The 14,486-nt window shown below is 66.4% G+C and carries 12 protein-coding genes; 10 read left to right on the top strand and 2 right to left on the bottom strand.

Annotation, left to right across the window (positions count from 1 at the left end; translation table 11 throughout):
* Positions 1-74 precede the first annotated feature (74 nt).
* Both BM372_RS17025 and BM372_RS17020 read right to left on the bottom strand, forming a co-directional pair.
* On the bottom strand, positions 75-1,169 hold the full coding sequence (locus BM372_RS17025) for a polyprenyl synthetase family protein (protein WP_090956637.1): 1,095 nt from the start codon (positions 1,167-1,169) through the stop codon (positions 75-77).
* Positions 1,166-1,699 (bottom strand): hypothetical protein, encoded by a 534-nt coding sequence (locus BM372_RS17020; RefSeq protein WP_090956636.1) that lies wholly within the window; start codon positions 1,697-1,699, stop codon positions 1,166-1,168. Before BM372_RS17020 ends, BM372_RS17025 begins: the two co-directional genes overlap by 4 nt.
* A gap of 233 nt (positions 1,700-1,932) precedes the next feature.
* Here BM372_RS17020 and dinB point away from each other — a divergent pair, with 233 nt between their 5' ends.
* The 10 genes from dinB (at position 1,933) to murD (ending at position 14,484) form a co-directional block, all read left to right on the top strand.
* Positions 1,933-3,147, top strand: coding sequence for a DNA polymerase IV (gene dinB / locus BM372_RS17015; protein ID WP_256214360.1), 1,215 nt, complete (start codon positions 1,933-1,935; stop codon positions 3,145-3,147).
* A 300-nt stretch (positions 3,148-3,447) separates the two neighbouring features.
* A complete protein-coding gene (locus BM372_RS17010) occupies positions 3,448-3,819 on the top strand; it encodes a DUF3040 domain-containing protein (protein WP_090956634.1) in 372 nt (123 codons plus the stop codon).
* Positions 3,820-4,220: 401 nt separating this feature from the next.
* A complete protein-coding gene (gene mraZ / locus BM372_RS17005; RefSeq protein WP_090956633.1) occupies positions 4,221-4,649 on the top strand; it encodes a division/cell wall cluster transcriptional repressor MraZ in 429 nt (142 codons plus the stop codon).
* A 191-nt stretch (positions 4,650-4,840) separates the two neighbouring features.
* Positions 4,841-5,839 (top strand): 16S rRNA (cytosine(1402)-N(4))-methyltransferase RsmH, encoded by a 999-nt coding sequence (rsmH, locus tag BM372_RS17000; RefSeq protein ID WP_090956632.1) that lies wholly within the window; start codon positions 4,841-4,843, stop codon positions 5,837-5,839.
* Complete coding sequence (locus BM372_RS16995; protein WP_090956631.1) at positions 5,836-6,540, top strand: cell division protein FtsL; 705 nt, start codon at positions 5,836-5,838, stop codon at positions 6,538-6,540. The genes rsmH and BM372_RS16995 overlap by 4 nt, the downstream gene beginning before the upstream one ends.
* Before the next feature lie 57 nt (positions 6,541-6,597).
* Positions 6,598-8,400 carry a peptidoglycan D,D-transpeptidase FtsI family protein gene (locus BM372_RS16990; RefSeq protein WP_090956630.1) on the top strand — a complete coding sequence of 601 codons (1,803 nt, stop codon included), beginning with the start codon at positions 6,598-6,600 and terminating at the stop codon, positions 8,398-8,400.
* Between the two features lie 161 nt (positions 8,401-8,561).
* Entirely contained in the window at positions 8,562-10,223 is a 1,662-nt protein-coding gene (locus BM372_RS16985; RefSeq protein WP_090956629.1) for a UDP-N-acetylmuramoyl-L-alanyl-D-glutamate--2,6-diaminopimelate ligase, read from the top strand.
* 6 nt (positions 10,224-10,229) lie between these two features.
* A complete protein-coding gene (gene murF, locus BM372_RS16980) occupies positions 10,230-11,795 on the top strand; it encodes a UDP-N-acetylmuramoyl-tripeptide--D-alanyl-D-alanine ligase (protein ID WP_090956628.1) in 1,566 nt (521 codons plus the stop codon).
* A complete protein-coding gene (gene mraY, locus BM372_RS16975; protein WP_090956627.1) occupies positions 11,792-12,901 on the top strand; it encodes a phospho-N-acetylmuramoyl-pentapeptide-transferase in 1,110 nt (369 codons plus the stop codon). Before murF ends, mraY begins: the two co-directional genes overlap by 4 nt.
* Positions 12,883-14,484 (top strand): UDP-N-acetylmuramoyl-L-alanine--D-glutamate ligase, encoded by a 1,602-nt coding sequence (murD, locus tag BM372_RS16970; RefSeq protein ID WP_090956626.1) that lies wholly within the window; start codon positions 12,883-12,885, stop codon positions 14,482-14,484. Before mraY ends, murD begins: the two co-directional genes overlap by 19 nt.
* Positions 14,485-14,486 lie beyond the last annotated feature (2 nt).

The raw sequence follows: 14,486 nt of genomic DNA, 5'->3' as shown, positions 1-14,486 counted from the left end.
GCAGCGAATATCGCTGTACGCGGCCCGCGGCGTTCCTCCTCCTGGGCAGCAGTTGGATTCCGTGGCAGTCCGGATCAGGCGGCGCGGCTGACGGCTGCTTCCGCCAGCTTGCGGAGCGCCGTCTTGGGAAGCTCCTCCAACGGCAGGAGGTCCAAGGCGGTGAAGGCCGCCTTGCCGAACTCTTCGATGAGCACCTCGGTGGCCTGGAGTGCGCCGGAGTCCACAATGATCCGCCGGATCTCCGTGATGTCTGCGTCGCTGAGTTCGGGGTCGCCGAGTTTGGCGTCGATGAACTCCGAATCGGCTGCCGTGGCCTGGTCCAGGGCAAATGCCACGAGCACCGTCCGCTTGCCCTCACGGAGATCGTCCCCGGCCGGCTTGCCGGTTGTGACAGGGTCGCCGAAGACGCCAAGGACGTCGTCGCGCAGCTGGAACGCCTCGCCCAGCGGCAGGGCGAACGCCGAGTAGCCGCGCAGCAGCTCATCGCCTGCTCCGGCCAACGCGCCGCCCAGGGCGAGCGGGTGCTCGGTGGAGTACTTGGCCGACTTGAATCGGATGATGGACTGGGCCCGGCTGACGGCGCCGGCGCGGTCACGCCGCGGCCCTGCGACCTCCTCCAGGATGTCCAGGTACTGCCCGGCCATCACTTCGGCGCGCATGAGGTTGAAGATCAGCCGCGCCGGGCTGCCGGCGGCGGCCCGGTGTCCGATTTCCGTGAAGGATTCCTCGCTGAAGGACAGGCAAAGGTCGCCGGTGAGGATGGCGGCCGCGTGCCCGAATCGTTCGCGGTCCAGCGCCCAGCTCTGTTTTTCGTGCAGTTCGCTGAACCGGCGGTGGACGCTGGGGCCGCCCCGGCGGGTGTCCGAGCGGTCAATGATGTCGTCGTGGATCAGGGCCGCGGCCTGGAAGAGTTCCAGGGCTGCCCCTGCGGTGACCACCTCGGCCGCGTCGGCCTCGCCGCCGGCCCCGCGCCAGCCCCAGTAACACATCAGTGCCCGGAGGCGCTTGCCGCCCGTGACCAGGTTGGAGATCGAGCCCATGAGCGGGTCGATGTCCTGCGAGATAGAGGACATGACAGCCTGGCGGCTGGTCAGGAAATCCGTGAGCTGGCCGGCGACGGCGGCCACGAAGGCCGTCTGTTCGAGTCGCAGCTGTTCGGTGACGCTCACTTGACGGATCCGGCAGCGACGTTAGCGCCAATCGTGAAGGTGGACACGCCTTTGGACTCCATGACGGAGATGTTCACGGTCTCGCTGTCGCCGCGAAGGAAGTCCTTAGAGGGCAGGGCGCCCACGGTTTCTCCCGGGACGGCCTTGAAGCCCTGGGCCTGGAGCCCCTTGGTGTAATAGGCCAGGACATCGGCGGCAGGGGCCGTGATGCCGCCGACGAGTGCCACCGTTGCCGGCACAGTGGTCTTGTCCAAGCTGCTGGAAACCACCTTGGCCCCGGGCATGAGGGGCAGGAGCCTCTGCGGGAATCCGGGAACCAGGGCGCCGACCGTGGCAGAGGTGCCGGGCTCCGCGGAAGGGCTTGGGGGAGCGGTCGTGGAGGACTGCGGTGATGAGGCCGAACTCGACGACGGCGCGGCCGCCGTGGTCCCGGTCCCGGTGCCGGCAGGCGTGCAGGCGGCCAAGGCCAGTAACGTGCCCGCCGCCGCGAGGGCCGCCGTGGCACGTTTGCGCTGTCCAAATACCTTCACAGGGATTTTCCTCCTGGTGTTGACGCGTGGGGTTGACGCGGAATCAGCCTCCAGTTTAGTCAGTCCCCGGGCATAGGATTGAAGGTGTGGGGCCGGACGCAGACAAACACACAGACAAACACACAGACAAACATGCAGACAATCATCAGAGACGGACTACTGCGCCCGCCGAAGTGCCGCCTCCCGGCCGTTTCAGCGAGGACACGCTGCGGGAACTGCGGCGCAGCAGCATCATGCACGTTGACATGGACGCATTCTTTGTCTCGGTAGAGCTGCGCAGCCGTCCCGAGCTGAAGGGAAGGCCCGTGATCGTCGGCTATCCGGCCGACCGGTCCGTTGTGCTCTCCGCATCCTACGAAGCCCGGGCGTTCGGCGTCAGATCAGCGATGCCCATGGCGGTCGCGGCCCGCATGTGTCCCTCGGCAGTGGTCATCGAGCCCCGGCACAAGCTCTACTACGAAGTGTCCGGCCAGATCATGGCCATCTTTGGTTCCATCACCGACCTCGTGGAGCCGCTCAGCGTGGATGAGGCGTTCCTGGACGTCGGAGGTGCCATCCGGAGGCTGGGTCCGCCCCGGGAGATCGGCGAACTGATCCGCGCCCGCGTCGCGCGGGAACTGGGGATCACGGCGTCAGTGGGCATAGCCGCGAGCAAGTTCGTGGCCAAAATCGCTTCCACCCGCTGCAAACCGGACGGCCTGCTGCTAATCACGCCGGAGGAAACCATCCCGTACCTTCACAGCCTTCCGGTCAGCGCGCTCTGGGGGGTCGGGGGGAAGACGGTTGAGGTGCTTGCCCGACGGGGTATCCGGACGGTGGCCGACGTCGCCGCGTCGCCGCTGCCCTCGCTGCGGAAGCTGCTGGGCGCCTCGGGGGAGCACGTCTACCGACTCTCCTGGGGCATCGACCCACGGCCCGTGACGCCAGTCCGGCTGGAAAAGAGCATCGGAGCCGAAGAGACCTTTGCCACAGACACCGCGGATGACGCGTTGCTCCACCGTGAGCTGCTGCGGCTGTCACACCGGACTGCCGAGCGCCTGCGCGGCGCGGGAATGCATGCCCGCACCGTGGCGCTGAAGCTGCGCTACGCGGACTTTTCCACCATCACCCGCAGCCGCACGGTGAGCACCCCGATCGACAGTGCCCAACTGCTCTATGCCGTGGCAGTCCAGCTTCTGGAGTCGGTGGGTGAAAGGCCCATGACCGTACGGCTCGTGGGCATCCGGGCGGAGCAGCTGGAAGAGGCCGCCCACGCCCCCCTGCAACTGAGTCTGGACCGCCGGGACGACAACTGGAGGGCTGCAGAACAAGCGCTCGACGCCGTCACCCGAAAGTTCGGCAACAAGTCGGTTTTGCCGGCACGGCTCCTGGACCCGGCAAACAACCACACGGCTAACACCGATACGGCAAACTCCGACCCGGCCGGCCAGGGGAACACCGGCCGCTGAACCTCCGGCCGTATTTAGGGCCGCCTGGCCCCTCCGTCAGGCCCGCCGGCACGGGACAGGGCCTTAAGACTGTCTTTCAGAACAGGCCGCAACAATCTATCCTTATTAATACCTAGGTTTAGGACGACTAGATCGACCGATCGGCAACGACCTGGCCAGCTGAAGACCGGCGCGGGACTCTGGAGTTGCCCCATTTCACCAAGGGCGGTGATTGGGAACCACTTCGGAATCCCGGGCGTTAGGGGTTTTAAGCCAAAGGCCACGTCAAGTCCCGACGTTGGCAGACTTGAGGAGGTCGCAATGCCGCTCTCGGAGCACGAACAGAAGTTGCTGGAGCAACTTGAGAAGCAGCTGCATGAGGACGATCCCAAGTTCGCAAGCTCGATGGGATCGGTCCCGGGGCGCTCGTGGTCCACACGCCACCTTGTCATCGGGGTACTCGCCACGCTCGCCGGCGTCCTGCTGCTGCTGGTCGGCGTATCGATCCAAAATATCTTTGTTGGCGTCTTGGGCTTCGTTGTCATGGGTGCCGGTGTGTACTTCGCCACGATGCGCAGCTCGGCTGTGGGCAAGGGCCGGGGGGCCAGGGGCCGCAAGCAGGGCAAGCCGCGGAGTTCATTCATGAGCAACCTTGAGCAGCGCTGGGATGAACGGCACCGGGGAGAATCCTGAACCACCTGTGAGGGCTTCCTCGGCCCTCCACTTTCCGCCACCGGTCCGCCGGGGGACGGTGAGAGACCCGCTTCGGCGGGTCTTTCGCCATTTAAGCGGCCCTAAGGACGCGTGAAACGTGCCACGGTGGGCCTCCTGGAGGTAATGCGGCGCTGCCTGGGCCCTCCCGGACCAAACCGTCTGAGGCGGGCGGGGCAACCACGAAAAAAACGCTCCACTTTCCACCACGGCCCCGATTCCTTGCAAATGCTGGCAACGAGGGGGGCCAATCGCCGCAAATTTGTGAAAACATCCCGGGCGTGTCGTTGACTGTGGAGCGTTGTGGAGTAATGTGGAGGACGTAAGAGGGTAGTGGCAGCACAGGGGACGTTGGACTTCCTAGAAAAGACAGGCGGTGGGCCGTGTTTCTCGGCACCCATTCGCCGCGTCTGGACGAAAAAGGTCGAATTATCCTCCCAGCGAAGTTCCGTGAGGAGCTTGCCAGCGGGCTGGTTCTCACACGGGGCCAGGAGCGTTGCATCTACGTCTTCAGTGAGGCGGAATTCGGCCGGGTTCACGAGCAGATGCGGGAGGCTCCAATTTCCTCCAAGCAAGCACGTGACTACATCCGTGTTTTCCTCTCTGGAGCCTCGGACGAGGTACCTGACAAGCAGGGGCGCGTGACGATTCCGCCGGCGCTCCGGGAGTACGCAGGTCTCGGCCGGGAACTCGCCGTCATCGGCGCAGGATCCCGCGCAGAGATTTGGGACGCCCAGGCTTGGAGCGAGTACCTGGCTGAAAAGGAAACAGCCTTTTCGGAAACGGACGACGCAATACCGGGGATTCTCTGAATCCCCACTGAACCACCAGCACACGACGTTCCTTGATCGAGATCTCCAGCCGCCCATCAGGCTGCTGTCCTGGCTCACTTCCCCGGAGCCAGGCCGGCGCAGGATAGGCGCGGATGGGGACCTGGACCAAGGAACGTTGCTTAAGAGCCGCCACCAGAAACCAGCACTCCGGGCAACGAAAGGACGAAGGCATGACGGACCCCGACAAGACGAAGCCCACGTCCGAACGCCATGTACCGGTCCTCAAGGACCGGTGCATCAATTTGTTGGCCCCCGGCTTCGAGGCTGCCCGGAACCGCGGCGAGACGCCGGTAGTGATCGACGCGACCCTCGGCATGGGGGGCCACTCCGAGGCCCTCCTCCAGCGCTTTCCGGACCTCCACCTGATCGGCATCGACCGCGATGAGGAAGCCTTGGCACTCGCGGGGGAGCGGCTGGCAGCCTTCGCGGCCCGGACAGACCTGGTCCACGCCGTCTACGACGAAATCCCGGACGTCCTCGAAGACCTTGGCTTCACCGAAGTCCACGGGGTGCTCATGGACCTTGGTGTCTCCTCGCTGCAACTGGACGAGCGGGAGCGCGGCTTTGCCTACTCCTTCGACGCACCCCTGGACATGCGGATGGACACCAGTCGCGGCCAGACTGCCGCTGACGTCGTCAACAACTACAGCGAAGAAGACCTCGTCCGGATTATCCGGAAATGGGGGGAAGAAAAATTCGCCGGCCGCATCGCGAACAGGATCGTGGCTGCGCGCGCCGAAAAGCCCTTCACCACTACGGGCGAACTGGTCGAACAGATCCGTTCCGTGGTGCCCTCCGGGGCCGCCAAGACCGGCGGGCACCCGGCCAAACGCACCTTCCAGGCGCTCCGGATCGAGGTTAACGAGGAACTGGACGTCCTGGAGCGTGCCATCCCGGCAGCCATTGAGGCGATCGCCTTGGGCGGCCGTGTAGTGGTCATGTCCTACCACTCCCTCGAAGACAAGATCGTCAAGGGCTTCTTCCAAGCCGGATCGAAGTCCTCGGCCCCGGTTGGCTTCCCGGTCGAACTCGAAGAGCACAAAGCCGAACTCAAAACCCTGACAAAGGGCACCGAGGTGCCCACCGCCGCTGAAATCGCTGAAAACCCCCGCGCAGCTTCCGCCCGGCTGCGCGCCGTCGAACGCATCAAAGCCAGGAGAGCAGCATGAGCAACGCCGCCGCCGTCAACAGCTACCCCGTTGTCCAGGGCGCTACTGCCCGTGCCCTGCCCGGCGTCCGCCCGGTCACCGGTCCGGCCCGGAAGTCACGTACTCCGCTGTCGCTGGTCCGCTCGGCACCCCGCAAGCGCCGCGCGCCGTTCGTGGTCCTCTGCTTCGGCATGTTGGCGATCGCCCTCATGGCCGTGCTGGTCTTGAATATCTCCGTCTCCTCGGCCCAGTACCAGCTGGTCCAGCTGCGCAGCGACCAGACCACCCTGACGAAGCAGAACCAGGACCTCACCCAACAGGTCCAGAACTTCGACGCCCCGCAGAACCTCGCTGCCAAGGCCACGGAACTGGGCATGGTGGCTTCGGTCGGCAAGGGCCAGATCGACCTCTCTACCCTGAGCGTCACCGGCAAGGCCAAGCCGGCCGTCAAGGGCGATGCTCCGGGCGCCGTCATCGCCGCACCTGCTGTCGCCGGACAGCTCACCGTTGTTCCGCCGGTTTCCGATAACGAACCGCTCGCCCAGCGGCAAACGGCTGACGCCAAACCGGCCGAGACCAAGCCGGCCGACACGAAGCCGGCCGACAAGCCGGCCGACAAGCCGGCCGGCACGAAAGCGGCCGACACCAAGCCCGCGGCCCCGACCGCGGAACTGCACGGCGGATCGGTGCCGGCTCCCGCGCAGAAACTTCCGGGGCAGTAACGTTCCGGGGCAGTAACGTTCTCAGACCACCAGCAAGGCAAGCAGCAAGGACTCACCGTGGCGCAGAACTCCGGCAAGGCCAGCAAGGCCAAAGCCCCAAACGCCACCCGGCGGCTCCGCGTGGGGCTGGGCCTGATGCTGACCCTTCTGCTGGTGGTTGGCGGCAAGCTGTTCCTGGTCCAGGGGCTGGATGTCGGCGGCATGGCAGAGGCCGCCCTCAATAACCGGCTCACGCCCATCGTGCTGCCCGCGGAACGCGGCAGCATCCTCGATTCGTCCGGCACGGTCCTGGCCAGCAGTGTTATCCGCTACAACGTCGTGGTGGACCAGACGGTCAACACCAAGACCGAGTCCTTCCGCAGGCTTGAGACCATCAACGGCAAGGATGAGCTGGTCAAGGTCACCCGGGACCAGGGCATATCCGAACTGGCGGCGGTGCTCGGCATGGACCGCGATGCCCTACGCGACGCCCTGACCGGAACCCAGCGCTACTACATCGTGGCCAAGGATCTCAAGCCCGACGTCGAGGACCGGGTATCCAAGCTTCAAATTCCCGGCATTGTCACCGAAGGCACCAGCAAGCGGGTCTATCCCAACGGCTCCGTGGCCGGCGGCATTGTCGGCTTCCTCCACGACGGCGCCACCGGGCAGGCCGGGCTCGAACAGACCCAGGACGAGATCCTCAAGGGCACGCCCGGCAAGCGCGTGTTCGAAATCGGCGCCGACGGGCTGCGCATCCCCGTGGGCGTGGACCAGCTGACGCCGGCGGTGAACGGCAAGGACATCAAGCTCACGCTGAACTCGGATCTGCAGTACTTTTCCCAGCAGGCCATCCAAAGCCAGAAAGACAAGCTCGGCGCAGAGTGGGGCGTGATTGTGGTCTCTGACGTCAAGACCGGCAACATCATTGCCATGGCGGACACGGACGCCCCGGATCCCAACGACCCTGGCAAGGTTGCCGCGGAGGACCGCGGGGTCCGGGCCGTCACCGCCGCCTACGAGCCCGGATCGGTGGAGAAGATGATCACCGCTGCGGCAGTGATCGAAGAGGGCAAGTCCAGTCCGCTGGACACCTTCACCATTCCGGCCACCTACACCCTGGACGGGCAGACGTTCACCGACGCGTTCGAACACGGCACCGAGCAACGCACCCTGGCCGGCATCGTCGGCTACTCCATGAATACCGGAACGGTCATGGTGGGCCAGCGCCTGAGCAAGGACCAGCGCTATAACTGGCTGAAGAAGTTCGGCATCGGCGAGGCGCCCGACATTGGCCTGCCCGCGGAATCGAAGGGAATCCTCGCCCCGGCGGATCAATGGGACGGCCGCCAGCAGTACACCGTCCTCTTCGGCCAGGGCGTCGCCCAGTCAACGCTGCAGACCGTGCGGGCCTACCAAAGCATCGCCAACGACGGCGTGATGCTCCAGCCGCGGCTGATCGACAGCTACATCAGCCCTGACGGGAACGAGGAAAAAGTTCCGGCCAAGGACCCGCGGCAGGTCGTCTCCAAAAACACCGCGAAACAGGTGCGCGACATCCTGGAAAGCGCGGTGACCGAGGGTGAGATCAAGGAAGCAGCCATCGACGGGTACCGTGTGGGCGCCAAGACGGGCACGTCCGAGTCGCCGTGCGACGACGGCAAAAGCGGGTTCTGCGGCTACACCGCCTCCATGGTGGGGATGGCGCCCATGGACGATCCGCGGTTTATTGTTGAGGTGGTCCTGCAACGGCCCAAGGGAAGCATCTACGGAATCACCAACGGACCGGTGTTCCGTTCGGTCATGAGCCAGACGCTGCGCACATTCAACGTCCAGCCCTCCACCGGCCAACCCGTCCGCCTGCCGCAGTACGCCAAGTAGCGCTTTGTTCCACCCTGCACGCTGAAGTCCCCATCCGGCGCGTCACCATAGTGCCTGCGCGCCGGGGCCTGCCCGCGCGCAGTGCAGACAAACGCAGTGCACGATTAATTTGGGCCGGATCCACTTAGGCCCGACCCACTAGCACCACAACGGAGATATACGTGTCAGAACCCACCGCCCCAGACGCTTCCGCGCCGGCCGGCAACGACTCCATCCCGGGCTTCCGGCCCGCCACGGTTGCCGCAGTGCCGCTGTCCACCATCGGTGAGTCCATCGGCGTCGCCGTTCCCGGGGCGTCCCACTCGCTCCCGGTCACAGGGATCTCGTTGAATTCCCGGGCGGTCCGCCCGGGAGATCTCTACGTCGCCCTTCCGGGCGCCACGCGGCACGGGGCCGACTTCGTGTCCCAAGCCGTCGACGCCGGTGCCGTCGCGGTGCTGACGGACGAGGCCGGGGCCCGAATGCTGGCCCTCTCCAATGACATCCCCGTTCCCGTGCTGCTCGCCGAGGAGCCGCGCAGCGTTGTCGGCCGGCTGTCGGCGCTGATCTACCAGAGCCGGCCTGAAGGCACCGCCGGGCCGACGCTCTTCGGGGTGACGGGCACCAACGGCAAAACGACCACGACCTACTTCATCAATGCCCTCCTGCAGGCGCTGGGCAAGCGGACCGGACTGATCGGGACGATCGAGATCCTCGCCGGCGGCGAGCCGATCCCCAGCCTGCTCACCACCCCCGAATCAACGGACGTGCACGCGCTGCTGGCCCTCATGCGCGAACGCGGGCTCGACGCCGCTTCCATGGAAGTTTCCTCGCACGCCGTGTCCTTCCACCGCGTGGACGGGGTGGTATTCGATGTCGCCGGCTTCACCAACCTCACCCAGGACCACCTGGACCTGCACGGGACCATGGAAGAGTACTTCCAGACCAAGGCCCGGCTGTTCACCCGGGCACGCGCCCGGGCCGCCGTCGTGACCGTGGACGATGCCTGGGGCCGTAAGCTCGCCGCTGGGGCCGAAATCCCCGTCACAACGCTCGCTACCTTCGCTGGCCATGGCAGCGGGGACGACGGCGCGGACTGGAGCGCCGACTGGAATGTGGTCCGGACTACCCCGCGGGGACTTGGCACCGACTTTATCCTCCGGCACCGCGACGGCGCGGAACTGCGCGTCCACACAGGCTTGCCGGGCAGCTTCAACGTCGCCAACGCCGCCCTGGCCACCGTCATGGTGCTTGCCGGCGGCCACGACCCCGCCACGGTGCAGGCCGCGCTCGACGCCGGCGACCCCTTCACCGTCGCCGTGCCAGGCCGGATGCAGCTTGTGTCCACGGCGCCGGCCGCCGTGGTGGACTTCGCCCACAACCCCGATGCCCTGCAGCGGGCCCTCGAGGCAGTCCGGTCCCCGGAAGCTGGGTCCAACGTGATCGTCGTGTTCGGCGCCACCGGGCAGCGCGACCAGGGCAAGCGACCGGCCATGGGGGCCATCGCGGCCCGGCTGGCGGACACCGTGATTGTCAGCGACGACGACCCCCATGACGAGGACGCGGCGGCCATCCGGGCTGACGTGCTTGCCGGCGCGCAGGCCGCCAAAGACGGCGAGGCCCTGGACTGCACCGTTCTGGAGGTCTTCCCGCGCGAGGCCGCCATTCTGAAGGCCGTGGAGCTCGCCGGAGCCGGGGACACCATCCTTGTGGCTGGGCGGGGCCACGAGGTGTGGCAGGAAGTCAAGGGAGTCAACCTGGCACTGGACGACAGGGTGGAGCTCCGGAACGCCTTGACAGGACGGGGATTCACCGTTCTCGAAGACCACCGGATAGAGTCCTAAACCGAGATGATTGCACTTACCGCGGCGGAAATCGCCGACATAACCAACGGCCGGCTGGCCGCGGATCCCGGCATTACCCCCGATTCCGTGGTGACCGACTCCCGCGAGGCCACGGCGGGTTCCCTCTATGTGGCCAAGCCCGGGGAAAGCGCCGACGGCCATGATTTCGTGGGCGGCGCGTTTGACCGGGGCGCCGTCCTCGCGCTCGTGGAGCGCGATGTCGCCGACGCCGCCGGGGTGTCTTACCCGGCGGTCGTCGTCGAGGACGCCGTCCTCGCCATGGGGGCATTGGCCGCTGAAGCTGTCCGCCGGATCCGCGCCCGCCGCGCGTCCGCCGGTGCCGCGTTCACGGTAGTCGGCATCACCGGCTCCGCCGGCAAGACCACCACGAAGGATCTGCTGGCCGGAATCTTCGCCGCTTCCGATGCCGAAGGCGCCACCGTCGCGCCGCAGGGGTCCTACAACGGCGAGGTCGGCGTCCCGCTTACTGTCTTCAAGGCCGACTACGACACCCGCTACCTCGTCATCGAGATGGGTGCCACGGGCATCGGCCACATCCGGTACCTCGCCGACATGGTCCGGCCGGAGATCGGTGTGGTCCTCGGCGTGGGTTCCGCGCACGCCGGAGAATTCGGCGGCATCGACAACATCGCCGTCGCCAAGGGCGAACTCGTGGAGGCGCTCCCGGCGCAGGGCACAGCCGTGCTGAACCTTGACGACGCCCGCGTCGCAGCGATGGCCACGCGGACCAGCGCCCGCGTGTTCGGCTACACGTCCCGGCCCGCCGACGGCGGCTCTTCGGACGGCGGCTATTCGAACGTGGTCCGGGCTGACGGCGTCGAACTGAATGCCGCTGGCCATCCCGAATTTGAGCTCCACCTGCCCGGCGACCACGCACCACAGGGGACTAACCAGCAGGGGATCAGCCAGCACCACGTCTCCGCCAAACTAATCGGGGCCCATCACATCGCCAACCTGCTCGCGGCCGCGGCCGCGGCGCACGCGGCTGGCATCCCCGGCGCGCAGATCGCAGCCTCCCTCAGCGCCCAGACCGCCGCCAGCCGTTGGCGGATGGAGCGCACTGAGCGCCCCGACGGCGTGACGGTCATCAACGATGCCTACAACGCGAACCCGGAGTCCATGCGCGCCGCGCTTCGGACCCTGGCCGAGCTGGGCCGGGGTCGCCGTACCTGGGCGGTCCTGGGCGCCATGCTCGAGCTTGGCGAGGACTCCATCCGTGAACACATGGCTGTCGGCACCCAGGTGGTGCGGCTCAACATCTCCCGGCTGGTAGTCGTCGGCCGGGAGGCCCGCTCACTGTACGTCTCCGCCGTCAACGAGGGCTCCTGGGGTGACGAATGCGTCTTCGCCGAGACCGCGGACGAGGCCTATGACCTCCTCCAGGCCGAGCTCCTGCCCGGTGATCTGGTCCTGTTCAAATCATCGAACGGCATCGGGCTGCGCCATCTGGGCGATCGGATAGCATTACCCCCACAAGCTCCCGGGGACTCTCCCGAGCGATCTGTTGAGGGACCTGCCACAACCGCCACCGAAGGGAGTGCACAGCTGTGATTGCACTGCTGATGGGCGCCGGAATGGCGCTGCTCCTCTCGTTCGCGGGCACCCCGCTCTTTATTCGCTTCCTGGTCCGCAAGGGCTACGGACAGTTCATCCGAGACGACGGACCCACCTCGCACCACACCAAACGCGGCACACCCACCATGGGCGGCACCGTCGTGGTGATCGCCGTCGTGGTTAGCTACCTGCTCACCCACCTGATCATGTGGATGATGAACCCCAAGTCCGCGGGCCCGAGCGCCTCCGGCCTGCTGCTGCTCTTCCTCATGGTGGGCATGGGGCTGGTGGGCTTCCTGGACGACTTCATCAAGATCACCAAGCAACGCAGCCTGGGACTGAACGCGAAAGCGAAGCTGATCCTCCAGGCCGCGGTCGGCATTATTTTTGCCGTGCTGGCGCTGGGGTTCCCGAACGAGGTCGGACTGACCCCGGCTTCCACCCAGATCTCGCTGGTCCGCGACATTCCGTGGCTCAACCTCGCCTTCGCCGGGACCGTGCTGGGCGCCATCCTGTTTGTCCTGTGGTCCAACCTGATCGTCACGGCGGCGACCAATGGCGTGAACCTCACCGACGGCCTCGACGGACTGGCGGCGGGCGCTTCGATCATGGTCTTCGGGGCGTACACGCTCATGGGGATCTGGCAAAACAACCAGGCCTGCGGATCGCCGCGGCAGGCCGGCGGCGGCTGCTACTCGGTGCGCGATCCACTGGACCTGGCCCTGCTGGCCGCCATACTCAGTGCTGCGATGGTCGGATTCCTCTGGTGGAACACCTCCCCGGCAAAGATCTTCATGGGAGACACCGGGTCCCTGGCCGTGGGTGGCGCCGTCGCGGCCTTCGCCATCCTGTCCCGCACCGAACTGCTGCTGGCCTTCATCGGCGGACTGTTCGTCCTCATCACGCTCTCGGTCATCATCCAGGTGGGTTACTTCAAACTCACGAGGGGCAAGAGGTTCTTCAAGATGGCACCACTTCAGCACCACTTCGAACTCAAGGGCTGGGCCGAGGTTACTGTGGTGGTCCGGTTCTGGATCCTGTGCGGCTTGTTCGTCGCGGCGGGCCTTGGTATTTTCTACGCCGAATGGGTGGTGCTCCTGTGACCAGTCCAATTCCCGCCCCGCTCGCCACGTCGCCGCGGCTGCAGGATCTCACCACGTGGGATTCCGCCTGGTCGGGCCTGCGCGTCGTGGTCACCGGCATCGGCGTCTCCGGCTTTGCCGCGGCCGACACCCTGATCGAACTCGGCGCCCGGGTGGTGGTGGTCGACGCCGCGACCAGCGCCAAGGCGCTGGCCCAGGCAGACACCCTCCGCATCGTCGGCGCGGCCGACGTCCTGCTCGGCGAATCTGCGGTGGAGTCCGTTCCGAAGGTCGACGGGCAGAAACCGGACCTGGTGGTCACCTCGCCGGGGTGGCGTCCGGATCAGGCCCTGCTGGCCGCTGCCGCGCGCGCGCACATTCCGGTGTGGGGCGACGTCGAACTGGCCTGGCGGCTGCGCGAACGCAAGGGCCGCAAGACCGCCGACTGGCTGACCATCACCGGCACCAACGGCAAGACCACCACGGTGGGCCTCACCGAGTCCATGCTCCAGGCCGCCGGCCTCAAGGCCATTGCGGTCGGAAACGTCGGGACACCCATTCTGGACGCCCTCCGGGACCCCGTGGACTATGACGCATTCGCGGTGGAGCTCTCCAGCTTCCAGCTGCACTGGAGCCACTCGGTGTCACCGCTGGCCAGCGTGTGCCTCAATGTCGCTGAAGACCACGTGGACTGGCACGGGTCCTACGCCTCCTACCTGGCAGACAAGGCCAAGATCTACGCGAACACGCAGAAGGCGTGCATCTACAACGCCGAGCAGATCGAGACCGAACGCATGGTCGAAGACGCGGACGTCGTCGAAGGCTGCCGGGCGGTGGGCTTCACCACCCTGACGCCGGCCATCAGCATGCTCGGCGTCGTGGAAGGGCTGCTGGTGGACCGCGCGTTCATCGCCGAACGTAAGGACAGCGCAGCCGAACTCGCCTCGATGGCTGACCTGGGGGCGGGTGCTCCGCGCCACATGGTGGCAAACGCGCTGGCTGCGGCCGCCCTGGTCCGGGCCTACGGCGTGGAGCCCTCGGCGGTCCGCCAGGGACTGCAGAACTACCTCCCGGGAGACCACCGCATCCAGGCAGTGGCCCGCCACGAAGGGGTGCTCTGGGTCAATGATTCCAAGGCGACCAACCCACACGCCGCCGCCGCCGCCCTATCGGCCTTTTCCAGGGTGGTGTGGATCGCCGGTGGACTGTCCAAGGGCGTGAACTACGACTCCCTGGTCCAGGAACATGCCGAACGGCTCAAAGCCGTGGTCCTGATCGGGGCGGACTCCAGTGATCTGCAGGCGGCACTGAAGCGACACGCGCCCAATGTCCCAGTGATCGGGGCGGCGAAGGGCGAGACTGAAGACGTGCAGACTGCCGGAACGGCCACAGCCGGCGCAGGCCCTTCGCCGATCTTCGGCGAGACTGTGATGGCCCAGGCCGTTGCCTCGGCGGCGCAGCTGGCTGCCTCGGGGGACACTGTGCTGCTGGCGCCGGCCGCTGCTTCCATGGATCAGTTCTCTTCCTATGCTCACCGTGGCGATGCCTTCATCGACGCTGTCCGCGAGCTCGTGGAAGGGCAGGCTCAGACCGGCGAGGAGTAACA

Source organism: Arthrobacter sp. ov118 (assembly GCF_900116495.1).
Taxonomy (GTDB): Bacteria; Actinomycetota; Actinomycetes; order Actinomycetales; family Micrococcaceae; genus Arthrobacter.
The sequence above is the reverse complement of the archived record's forward strand: the minus strand, read 5'-3'. Positions and strand labels throughout refer to the sequence as shown.

What these genes read in the sequence shown, in the direction of transcription:
- murF (WP_090956628.1), top strand. Translation starts at nt 10,230, where the DNA reads ATGATTGCACTTACCGCGGCGGAAATCGCCGACATAACCAACGGCCGG.
- BM372_RS17010 (WP_090956634.1), top strand. Translation starts at nt 3,448, where the DNA reads ATGCCGCTCTCGGAGCACGAACAGAAGTTGCTGGAGCAACTTGAGAAG.
- BM372_RS16995 (WP_090956631.1), top strand. Translation starts at nt 5,836, where the DNA reads ATGAGCAACGCCGCCGCCGTCAACAGCTACCCCGTTGTCCAGGGCGCT.
- dinB (WP_256214360.1), top strand. Translation starts at nt 1,933, where the DNA reads ATGCACGTTGACATGGACGCATTCTTTGTCTCGGTAGAGCTGCGCAGC.
- murD (WP_090956626.1), top strand. Translation starts at nt 12,883, where the DNA reads ATGGGTGGTGCTCCTGTGACCAGTCCAATTCCCGCCCCGCTCGCCACG.
- rsmH (WP_090956632.1), top strand. Translation starts at nt 4,841, where the DNA reads ATGACGGACCCCGACAAGACGAAGCCCACGTCCGAACGCCATGTACCG.